Annotated in this window: 17 protein-coding genes and 1 pseudogene; all 18 read left to right on the top strand. The window is 52.3% G+C overall.

Annotated elements, in window-relative coordinates; genetic code table 11:
* Nucleotides 1-226: pseudogene (locus ABUA47_RS04090) on the top strand (hypothetical protein); the annotation flags it as partial.
* Between the two features lie 10 nt (nt 227-236).
* Nucleotides 237-1,127, top strand: a complete 891-nt coding sequence (locus tag ABUA47_RS04085) for a hypothetical protein (protein WP_004293632.1) — start codon at nt 237-239, stop codon at nt 1,125-1,127.
* Nucleotides 1,124-1,582 carry a hypothetical protein gene (locus ABUA47_RS04080; protein ID WP_004293633.1) on the top strand — a complete coding sequence of 153 codons (459 nt, stop codon included), beginning with the start codon at nt 1,124-1,126 and terminating at the stop codon, nt 1,580-1,582. The genes ABUA47_RS04085 and ABUA47_RS04080 overlap by 4 nt, the downstream gene beginning before the upstream one ends.
* A 15-nt stretch (nt 1,583-1,597) precedes the next feature.
* The gene (locus ABUA47_RS04075; RefSeq protein ID WP_004293634.1) at nt 1,598-1,873 is read left to right on the top strand and encodes a DUF3846 domain-containing protein; all 276 of its coding nucleotides are present in this window, start codon (nt 1,598-1,600) and stop codon (nt 1,871-1,873) included.
* A gap of 4 nt (nt 1,874-1,877) precedes the next feature.
* On the top strand, nt 1,878-2,357 hold the full coding sequence (locus tag ABUA47_RS04070) for a hypothetical protein (RefSeq protein ID WP_004293635.1): 480 nt from the start codon (nt 1,878-1,880) through the stop codon (nt 2,355-2,357).
* A gap of 5 nt (nt 2,358-2,362) precedes the next feature.
* On the top strand, nt 2,363-2,683 hold the full coding sequence (locus tag ABUA47_RS04065; RefSeq protein WP_004303957.1) for a hypothetical protein: 321 nt from the start codon (nt 2,363-2,365) through the stop codon (nt 2,681-2,683).
* Nucleotides 2,684-2,693: 10 nt separating this feature from the next.
* On the top strand, nt 2,694-2,873 hold the full coding sequence (locus ABUA47_RS04060; protein ID WP_004293637.1) for a hypothetical protein: 180 nt from the start codon (nt 2,694-2,696) through the stop codon (nt 2,871-2,873).
* A 12-nt stretch (nt 2,874-2,885) separates the two neighbouring features.
* On the top strand, nt 2,886-3,131 hold the full coding sequence (locus ABUA47_RS04055) for a hypothetical protein (protein ID WP_004293638.1): 246 nt from the start codon (nt 2,886-2,888) through the stop codon (nt 3,129-3,131).
* 28 nt (nt 3,132-3,159) lie between these two features.
* The gene (locus ABUA47_RS04050; RefSeq protein WP_004293639.1) at nt 3,160-3,807 is read left to right on the top strand and encodes a hypothetical protein; all 648 of its coding nucleotides are present in this window, start codon (nt 3,160-3,162) and stop codon (nt 3,805-3,807) included.
* 43 nt (nt 3,808-3,850) lie between these two features.
* Nucleotides 3,851-4,489, top strand: coding sequence for a hypothetical protein (locus tag ABUA47_RS04045; protein ID WP_004303954.1), 639 nt, complete (start codon nt 3,851-3,853; stop codon nt 4,487-4,489).
* Complete coding sequence (locus tag ABUA47_RS04040; protein ID WP_004303952.1) at nt 4,482-5,744, top strand: RNA-directed DNA polymerase; 1,263 nt, start codon at nt 4,482-4,484, stop codon at nt 5,742-5,744. Before ABUA47_RS04045 ends, ABUA47_RS04040 begins: the two co-directional genes overlap by 8 nt.
* An 869-nt stretch (nt 5,745-6,613) precedes the next feature.
* Nucleotides 6,614-7,093: a hypothetical protein gene (locus ABUA47_RS04035; RefSeq protein WP_004293642.1), complete on the top strand. Its 480-nt coding sequence runs from the start codon at nt 6,614-6,616 to the stop codon at nt 7,091-7,093.
* Nucleotides 7,090-8,178, top strand: coding sequence for a hypothetical protein (locus ABUA47_RS04030; RefSeq protein WP_004293643.1), 1,089 nt, complete (start codon nt 7,090-7,092; stop codon nt 8,176-8,178). The genes ABUA47_RS04035 and ABUA47_RS04030 overlap by 4 nt, the downstream gene beginning before the upstream one ends.
* Nucleotides 8,179-8,380: 202 nt before the next feature.
* Nucleotides 8,381-8,566, top strand: coding sequence for a hypothetical protein (locus tag ABUA47_RS04025; RefSeq protein ID WP_074042456.1), 186 nt, complete (start codon nt 8,381-8,383; stop codon nt 8,564-8,566).
* The gene (locus tag ABUA47_RS04020) at nt 8,541-8,720 is read left to right on the top strand and encodes a hypothetical protein (protein ID WP_004293644.1); all 180 of its coding nucleotides are present in this window, start codon (nt 8,541-8,543) and stop codon (nt 8,718-8,720) included. The genes ABUA47_RS04025 and ABUA47_RS04020 overlap by 26 nt, the downstream gene beginning before the upstream one ends.
* A 12-nt stretch (nt 8,721-8,732) precedes the next feature.
* Complete coding sequence (locus ABUA47_RS04015; protein ID WP_004293645.1) at nt 8,733-9,020, top strand: hypothetical protein; 288 nt, start codon at nt 8,733-8,735, stop codon at nt 9,018-9,020.
* 13 nt (nt 9,021-9,033) lie between these two features.
* On the top strand, nt 9,034-9,759 hold the full coding sequence (locus ABUA47_RS04010) for a hypothetical protein (protein WP_004293646.1): 726 nt from the start codon (nt 9,034-9,036) through the stop codon (nt 9,757-9,759).
* An 11-nt stretch (nt 9,760-9,770) separates the two neighbouring features.
* A complete protein-coding gene (locus ABUA47_RS04005) occupies nt 9,771-10,355 on the top strand; it encodes a hypothetical protein (RefSeq protein ID WP_004303947.1) in 585 nt (194 codons plus the stop codon).
* The last annotated feature ends 18 nt before the right edge of the window (nt 10,356-10,373 follow it).

Here is a 10,373-nt window from a genome sequence, read left to right as displayed (position 1 = left end):
GGCAAGCCGTGAAAATCGTGAGATTCCGTTCGATGGCGGCAAGGTGGTCTACAACTTCGAAGAAGACCGCCTGCAAATCCTCTTCGACAAAATACCCGATACCGATATGCGTACGACCTTGAAGCGTAACGCTTTCAAGTGGGCGCCACGCAACCAGGCATGGCAGCGCCAGCTCACCCGCAATGCCGAATATGCCGCCGGTCAGGTGTTGAAAATAACCATTTAATCCAGTGCCCATGAGATACATCATCGATTCACGTTATTTCGACGGGACATGCCTCACGTCGATGTCGGATGACATGCACAGCGACTACGGCGGCGAGACGCTGGAAGCACTGCGCGAAAGGGAGAAGAACCCGTACCTGGTCGCTGTATCACCGGTACGCATGACACTGCTTGTGAAGCGTTATACCCGGGCACTTTGCAAGCCCTTCCATGAAATTACGGAGGAACGTTATTACGAACTGCTGGAATGCCTGCCTCCGGCCCGCATGCAGAGCGACTGGTTCTTTGTCGGGGAACCGTATTACCGAAACCTGTACGCGCTCTGTTTCGAGTCGGACGGCAGGTATTTCCGGGCGGAACGTCCCGTACGTCTTTCCAATGTGGAAATCTACCGCCAGATTCGGGAACACATGGAGAAAGTAAACCTGCATCCCGCCATCGTCAAGAAGGCTTCCTTTGTCAAATATGTCAATTGGTACAAAAAGACGGTCACCTACATACCGTACTATTTCGAGTATGGAGGTAAAATATATTTCCTGAAGAACCTCGCCACTCGGACGGGATCCGAATTTGGCGACCGCCGGGAACGGAACGAGATGGCGGCATTGCTGAGGAACCTGCGCGGAAACCGCTACGAATACTGTACTTTCTACTCCCAAAAGAAGGACATCTTCGAGTTTTTTGACTGGCTACGGAAGAACAAATACACGCTGGAAATCCAGGGCGACTTGTTCGACTTTGCGGATGACCGCTCCCACGTGGACTTTCACGGCAATGTATGCGAGTATTCGGCTGTGTTCCATTACCGCATCTATTCACGCAAGCTTTTTGGCCATATCATTAACCAGCTACGCACCGTGAAACGGTATCACGCGTGGCATAAAAGGAGGGAAATACGATGAAAATCTCAAATGAACCTACCCCATACCTCCTGCTCAAGGCAGGAACTGACAGTGCATGGGATTGCTGCGACTTTGCAATCGTGTACCTGTCAAAAGAGTGGAGACAGACACAGTCCGGCAGGCTGGAAGCCGTCAAGCCATTCAAGGATGACATCAGTTTCCAGTCTTTGAACTTTTATGACATATCGGTTGGTTTTTACCAGCCGGACGAGGACGGGATACTGGGCAGCGAGGACTTGCCGGAAGACAATAACTGGTGCTTCGTGGAACTGACCGAAACGGAACTGGAAAGGTTGGTTCCGCCGGACAATGTGCTGGTCAGCCATATCTTGGCGGTATTTGCAAACGGGGAAGCCAGATACCGGGCGTACGGCAAACATACCGACGAGCGATTCTGGACTGAAAAATTCCCTTTGCAACAGATTTTGGATATACTGGCGAGTCATGAATCTTAAAATTTCAAAGCAACTATGACAGAAATCATCAAAACGGACGGAACACGCCAACCCGTGCAGCCAGCCAATGGCTCAGACTTCACGCTGGAGGAGATGCAGGCGATTGTCGGCGGCTACATCGAACTGGTGGAACTGGACGGGAACACGACAATGGTCGTCAACGAGGAAGGCAAATTTATCCCTCTGTCCCTCAATCTTGAAGCGAGCAGGATATTCCGTGCTCATCACCCGGCGTCGAAAGACTTCATCGTTGGGGACGTACTTGTGTGCAATAACAATCAAATCAGATAAAATTATGGATAAAGAGAAAGCAAAAGCGCTCAGCAAGACCCTCGCATGCTACAAAGAATTACAAGAGAATAACAGTGTAAACCTGATCGAGTTCCATACCGCTGACGGGCAGAAACACGGTATCGGCAACCCGGAAGCCATCAAGCTGTTGCTTTCGGTGGCCGTCATCGAACTGGAACGCCAGCTCCGGACCGCACAGTTCGGTGATATTCCGGAAAGCCTGGAGAACAGCCGCGAGTACAAGGCGGCCAAACAGCTGGAATACGCCATGAACGATTTGGGATTCAAGTCCGAACGTTTCGCCCAGGCTCTTCCTTATTTCCACAAGACACTGGAACAGACATTCTTCAGAACGGTAAAGGCTTCCATTACCGCTATGGCAGGGCGTGATTCACGCTGCATTGACGACCGCAACCGTGCTTCATACGAGATGTGTCAAATGCTGGCCTCCATGCTGGAAGATACCCGTCTGCCCTTTATCTAAATGCCATGTTCATAGACGAGAGGACACAAAACCGCCTCCATGCCGTGCCGGGAGAGAGTATCTCCCACGGCACGATGCGCACGCAGGACCTGATTCCGGCGTTCTTGGACGTTATCCGTGACACACCGGAGTACGTGCAGGTGATGAATGCCATCCCCGCCCATGCCATGGAGGACAAAGAAGCAGACTGGTGGAACAGCGATGACGCGGCGGGATTGCTGGAATCGCTGTTCGACACGCTCGATAGTTACTCACCGGAGGGGTACTATTTCGGTGCTCATCTCGGTGACGGGTCCGATTACGGATTTTGGAAAATGGACAAGTGAATGTCGGAACATGGTACGGATTACAAAAGACAAGCGGCATGACATTCTCAAAGACGGGATTCGTATCGGGCAAATCTATCTTGCCCGTGCCGAAAGCAGGAAATTAAGATACTGGGCAATCTCTTGCATGAGTGGAATCGGCTTCAACACTTTCAATGAAGCCCGCAGTTATGCCAAGGATTTCCTTTAATAAAAGAATCGCATGAAAAATTGGATACAACAGATGCTTTTGTGGCGTAAAAAGACGGACAAGGGCAGAATGACACTCGGAAAGGTGCAGAAAGAGTATCGCGAGAATGACGTATGCATGGGAGAACTCCTTGATGCCCTTCCCGCCGACGGCCTTTCCATAGAGGAAGCTTTCGAGCTGGCTATCACCGCCAAGAAGTGGGCGGACGGAGACCGTTTCTACCGGAGTATCAACGATGGAGAACCGGAAGAATTGTAAGGTAAATAACAATAAACAATAATGACAAATGAGCAGATATGATTTTATAAGATTCGGCGGCTTTGTCAACTGGGCGGACGAGGACACGGACACGTTCCGGAAAATGAAAGTCTGCCTGCCGGTAAAGGAGCCTGTCGAAGATGACACGAAAATAGGACTGATTTCCACGGACGAGGACAATCCGGAAGAAATCGCGGTTTCCTATTCCGTCAGGGCAGCCGAACTCATCCCTTGGACGGACTCATTCCAGGAAGGATACTGGAAAGCCCTGATAGTGGCAGAGGCAAACGGAGCAGGCACGGACGTATTGCTGCCCATGCTCAAAGATGCCGGACTATGCCTGATGGAATGTGTCTTCCTGATGCTCCGGAGCGATGCCTGCAAACTGTTTCCGGTCCTGTGCCGGCTGTTCCCGGAAGTGGAGGAAATGTTTGAGATTATCACATGGAATGACAGGGAATATTTTGTCAGGGAACTGACGCTGTTCCGTGGAACGGGCGGGGAATACAAAACCCTGGTCTCTGTAACGGGTCTGCAAGACGTGCTGGTCGGCAAAGACGGCGCACCCATATCGGACGAGGCGGAGGCCGTGGACCGGAAAATCTGCTATTACTTCACGGACGAGGAGTTCCTGCTGCCGGAAGAGCGGCTTGTGGCCCTTGCGGAGGATGCGTGAGAAATCATAATGTATGTACAAAGACCAGAAAATGAATAAAAGAATGAACAAACAGCAAACCACTCCCGTTACCGACACTTTTAAGGGGATGCTACTTATGTCAATGGGTGTCCCTGTAGGAAACATCCGTCCCTACCGTTTGAAGTCGGCACCTTCCTGCCTCGGCGGTTTCGAGCGCATGAGCGTAGCGGCAGCACGAGCCTCGGGAATGGATATCCCGGAGACGGAGAAAGAGAACGATGAAGTTTACATATGCCGCTTGGGACCCGCCGTCTTCCATAAATGGATGCCTGTCTGGATGTTCGAAACCGCTTTCGAACCGGTTCCCGAGCAGAGACGCGGTGACCGCATCCGAACACTTACGGAAGAGATGAACAACCATCACGTGGCGGAGAAAGCCCTGAATGAAAAATGTTACGCCCTGTCCGTGAAGCTGCTTTCCGAGTGTGGCGGCAGCCTTGATGACAACGGTGAACAATCCTCGACCTATCTCCATGTTGTGGACCGTGACCCCGTGGAACTGGTCATCACGAACGCGTCGCTCCGGAAAGACGGGAAAATCTTCATCATGGGTTACAGTTACTACACGGGCGAGGAGTACGAGCAGGAATGTGACGTAGAATCCGGCATGGACATACTGAATTTTATCCTTTCCCAAAAAAGTTTTGAGTGCCATGAATGAAGACAAGATATTGCAAATGTTCTTCGACATAGGCCGGTGGACGAAGGCCATTGAGAAAGGCGTGCTGAAAGACATTAGGAAAGACCAACTTATTCGGCTGACCGACGAGCATACCCGTATGGCGATGGCCTATGCCATGCGCCGGGGAAAGTACGAGATTTCCCCTCCCCACACGGCGCAGATACCCAAGGACAACGGTGAGTTCCGCACAGTGTACGTAAACGAGCCGATGGACCGCGTAGTACTGGGTATCGCCAACGACCTGCTCTTCGAGTTGATGCCGGAGATGCTGCACTCTTCGTGCAAGTCCTACCAGACCGGTATAGGGTGCGGCAAGGTAGTTACGGAAGTCAGCCACCGGATGACAGAAACCGGCAATAGCGGCTGTCTGGGCTGGAAGTCCGACCTTTCCAAATACTTCGACAGTGTTCCGATACGGTTCATCGACGAGGCGTTCGACAAGGTGGAGGCCAAACACGGCCAGTCTGCCCTGATAGACGTACTTAGGAAATATTACCACTCGGACCTCTATTTCGATGAAGATAACCGGTTGCAAAGCAAGTATCAATCCTTGAAACAGGGTTGTGCTGTGGCTAGCTGGCTGGCGGATGTACTGCTCTACGACCTAGACAGGGAACTGTCACAAATGAACGGCTACTACGTCCGGTATTCCGACGATATGCTTTTTATCGGCAAGGATTATGAAAAAGCGATGGACACACTCCAAAAACGCCTGGAAGATAAATCCATGAAGCTAAATCCCAAGAAAGTGGAATACCTGGCAGCCGATGTCTGGTTCAAGTTCTTAGGATTCAGTATCAAGGGCGGCATGGTCTCGCTCTCGTCATCACGCATCAAGACCTTCCAGCACGAGATCGAGCGGCGGACAATCCGCTGCCGGGACACGACACTGGCAAAAGCCGTGGACGCCGTGAACCGTTACCTGTACAAGGGCGAGTTCAGCTGGGCGATACAGGTATTGCCGGTCTGTAATGTGAAGAGTGACCTCAACGAGCTGAACAAGTTCGTGATGGACTGCTTTAGAGCCGTTCAGACGGGCAGGTGCAAGATCGGCGGTCTGGGATATGTCCGAACCAAACCGGATGGCTGCATCGTCCGGGGACGGGGACGCAACGTGAAGGCCAACCGCGATAAAACAGACCGGGACATACCGGGTTACCTGACTGTCGGCTGCATGCGTAACGCCCTTCTGACCAGCCGGGCGGTGTACAACACGCTGGTGGCATCGCTATAAGTTACGCCGGGCACACGGCAGAACGGGTGGACGGGCAGGCTATTCAACGTTACAGGCTTATAACCAGAATCCATATCGAGATTAACCGGTCTAACACCCGGTTAATCCCATCTCGATTCTGGCTGCGCCTGTAATGTATCGGGAAATTAAAGTCATGTGCCGTCTGTCCCGTACCCGTTACCGGAGCACACCGGGAAAGTTCAAGGAATAGGTTTGGGCATCCCGCGTACCAACGTCTTCTTTCCGAGTCTGAAGGCGGCTGACCGTCGCCTTCGGACTCCGCAGAAGACCCATACGCGGGATACATCGGAAGCATAAAGCCATGTGCCGGTATTATGAGAACTTTCAGTCTTTTCCAGCACGGGAACGTGCGGTTCGGGGGAATGGATTCAGCCTGCTGTCCCCGATAAGCCCGTCTCGCGCCGTCGTATCCCTAACGTTATACGACGGCGCCATTCCGGCTTCCGCCACAGCAGACATCGGACCTGTAAAGGAACGTGCCGGCATTCCGGGAACCGCAAAAAGAACAGCACAGGGCAAAGGGGGCAAGGCCGGGATTTCAACAGAGCCGCAATTCACACGGCTGGAGCCTGTGTTATCTCCTGCTAACACGACAGATGACACAGGTTCCAGCTGTACTCGCGGCCCGTATCAGGTTTTTAAAGGGATGTGCCGTCCGGATGAGTCCCCTGAACAGAAGGTAGCGCGACCGCATATGCACGAGGGACCCAAATTCAAGATACAGTATTCAAGCTTGGTCCTGAGCCAGGCAACTACCTGGTTCAGGACCGAAGTCCTACTGTATTTATCAGGACTATAAAGATACGCGCCAGGGGTTTGAGTGCCATTAATTGTAAACAGGTGAGAAAATGGAAGATATTTACCGAGAAACCGTCACCGCCATAGAGAACGGCGCAAATTTCCGGATTGATTTCCAGTCCAGAAGTTTAAAAGTAAACGGGAGACACATGATACGGAACGGCAGGTATGATGGCGCTCCGTGGTTGCCGGAGTACGGCTGCGGGGATTTTTTCACGGATGTGGAGGAGCTGTACCGCCGCTATAAACATTCGATACCATCGGAGCGCAGCCAGAGCAAGTCCCGCCGGTATTTCATGGCATTGCCCGAAAGTGACCTCGAGGACGGGGACATGCTGTACGGGCAACACCGGGATACCGCGCAATTCGAGCTGGAATTCTATATCCTCTGCCGGATTATAGGCGGGTTCACATGGAATCCCGAAACGATGGGCAAATGGTTCTGGCAAAGCGAAAAAGACAAGGACCTGGTGATACTCAGAAAATGGGTGGAACCCGGAAGTAATCAATTATTAACAAATTCACAATGAGTAGAAAGAAACAAGAAACAAAAGTCCTGTGCCCCGGATGCGGCACGGAATTCGCCATCGCGGACAAGGAATTTGCCGCCACGGGCACCGTTATCGGCAAGAATTCGGATTTGGGCACCGTCTATCCGGTGGTGGCCGGCCATAATTCTCCTGCCGGACTTCCCAAAGGGGCGCGGGAGCGTATCGAGGCACTCCGCGGTGCCGGTGTGGACGTGAGCTGCCTGTTCGCCATGCAGGGAGCCGAGGGCGGCGAGTATATCGCCTCCAACAAAGACGGGAAACTTACCATCCTGGATGACAACGACCCGATATTCGGCAGCATCATGGCACAGGGTACCGTTCCCAACAACCGACTCTTCCGCCGGTGGGTCATGGCACAAATGTTCCATATGATGTCATACACGCATTACCGTGAAAAAGAGCCGGCAGGGGTGACCGAGATGATTCACCGGAAAGGCTATGATTACCAGTGGAAAATGCTCTTGAACGAGCTGCACGCCCAGATGAAGATGGAACACAAGGACATCACGGGTTTTGCCGAGAGAAACCGCTGGTTCAACCGTGATGTGGTTTTGGCCATCGCGAGCGACTATGTCAACGCGCTGAAAAAACACGTGGGCAACCTGGAAACAAGAAAATGCAAGGGAGTTCCCTACAAGCGTATACACGGCCGTAATATTTTCGTGGAGGACCTGCAATCCAAACTGTACTACCCGCTTTCCATCGCGATAACCCACATCAGGCACGCGTTGGACGCCACACAGCTTTACAACGCGGTCAGACAGTTCAATGACCGTCGTATCCGGCTGCCATGGGGCACTCCTCAAAGCAAGGCATGGATGGATGCCTATAAGGGAGCCGGGGCGTTCTTTACCATGCAGAACCTGATTCGTTTCCACGGTTGCACGGCTGTCAATGACCGGGGTCGGCGTCTGGACAAGTACCAGTCACTGACGTTCCTGTCAGCCAAGGCGGAAGAGTATAAAAACGGAGAAGGCTGGCGGTTGCTGGCAGTCCTGAAAAAAATGCTGGCGGACAACAATATCAACATCAAAAAGAAGATGGCGGCATGGCGTAAGAAATAGGCCGTCATCACCATCCGCCCGGTAGGCGGCGCGGTGTGGCGGGTCAGAATAAATTAGTACTCCCTCCATTGAAATGATGCTCATCCCTGTTAACACAAGATGAGCATCTTTCAATGGAGGCATTACATCGAAAACGTAAAGAGATGCCCCTGTTTGACGACCACACCGCTATTCTAATCAAAACGACATAATCCTTTATACGATGAGCAAGAAACAACTACGACGCAGGGCCTACCTGCTGTACCGGTTACGAAAACAGGGTATCCGATGCCTGACACGTTGCCGGACCATCTTCTACCTTTACGGGGAGGATCCTAAATCAGTACCGCAGATTTGCAGCCTGATAAGCGAATTCCATTTCCATGTCCAGTTTGAAATACCCGCCTGACATGAAACCGGGAGACATTGCAACGCTGAAAGTGCCCTACAAGGGCTATCGCCGTATAGAACTGTTGGAACGGCTCCAATACACCTGGCTGGTACGCATCTGCGAGAGCAGGAAGGAGATCGAGGTCTATGAAGACGAGTTCGAAACGGATTAAAGGCACGGAACAATGAAAGGAGAACAACAGGAAGAACGCGTACCGAACTTCATCGGCAATGCCGTCATTATCCTCACGGCCAGCCATCTGGGCTGCGAGGTGGAGATGCTCGCCACCGCACAGGAGGTGTGGCGGACGAAACGCCTGCCCGAGGCGGTACTGCTGGGCATGTACGAAAAGGCCGCACGCGATGCCGTGTCGGCTGTCCGGAAGAGAGGTCTGGCGGAACAGGCTGACCGTCTCGGAGAGATATTTTACAGGACGGGGGAATTTCCCCCGCCGGAAGAAGACAATACATAAAAAGGAGTAACAAATGAAAACAAGGACTTTTCAGGAAATATATGATTTCTGCCGTACGGACGATACCTACCGGAGCTATTTCGAGGCATCGGACGAGTCCCGCATTACCGGAGCAAGGGCAAGAAAGTACTATTACGGCGACATCCGCCGAGGCCAGTGCCGCGTGGGGACATTCATCTACCGCCAGTCGATGCGGCAGCTTGAAAGGTTCCTCGGGGGCGCAAGGCAGGACCACTACATCCATGTTGACCCGCCGGCCTGCCGGGGAGTGAGCCTCAAGGACGATATGTTCCCCGGCCAGACCGCCTATATCGTGGTACATGTCAGGAGGCAGGGTGTGCAGATTGAAATCGAACACCCGTTGCATGGTGGATGGGTGCATTTCACGGCACGCTCCCACCGTCCCTTCACCAGGGAGGGAATCATAGCCGAGGCGAAGTCCTACATTGACAGCCACATCCTGCTGGCACCGGGAAGATACCGGGACTTGCAGCTGGAAAATATGGTTTCCAAGGAACAGTTCCCCGCATGGTACAGGCTGTATAAAATGAGGCTGCACGACCGGGCGGAAGCCGAACATCGGGACATGGTGGACAGATACAGGCACAGGAACGACCTTACCTACGGGGAAGCCCGTGACATGCTCGCGGCTTCGGGTATATTCTTCGACCTGAACTGCGACGAGTTCGAGCGGGACGAGATTACGGAACAATTTGTAAGACTTTGTAACAAGACATAATACCCAGGCAAATGAATCTATATAATCAAATCAAATATAACGGGTACCGCATCAACATCTATTATGATGATGACGCCCGAAGCCCGCGTGAAGCATATGACAATCTCGGTACGCTTTATACGGCACATCGTCGCTACCGCCCGGAGAAGGAGTTTGATGACCACTTCGATATCGACAAGGTTTTTGAAGGGCATATCGGAAATTTCCGGGAATCGTTCCTGAAGGAATATATCGCCCTGCCGGTCTACCTCTACGACCATGGCGGCATTACAATATCCACCTCGCCGTTCAGCTGCCCGTGGGATTCCGGATTTTTCGGAATCATCGCGGTACCGTTGGACAAGGTGCGCCGGGAATACGGGTGGAAGAACATCACCGCGAAACGCAGGAAGCGGATCGAGGGATACCTGCAAGACGAAATCAGTACCCTTGACAACTACTATACCGGGGAAGTTTTCGGGTATCGCATCATGCCGGAAAGTGACGATGACAATGAACTGGACAGTTGTTGGGGATTCTATGGTACGGAATGTATGAAAGAACTGGAAGCCGAATGCAGGCATATTATCGACGGGCAGAACAAAGCGGTAGCATAAAATAGAAAAATACGCATA

It is taken from the genome of Bacteroides sp. RTP31139st1_H2_RTP31139_211217 (genome assembly GCF_040227615.1).
Taxonomy (GTDB): Bacteria; Bacteroidota; Bacteroidia; order Bacteroidales; family Bacteroidaceae; genus Bacteroides; species Bacteroides uniformis.
Note: the sequence above shows the minus strand (reverse complement) of the source record. Positions and strands in the feature narration are given on the sequence as shown.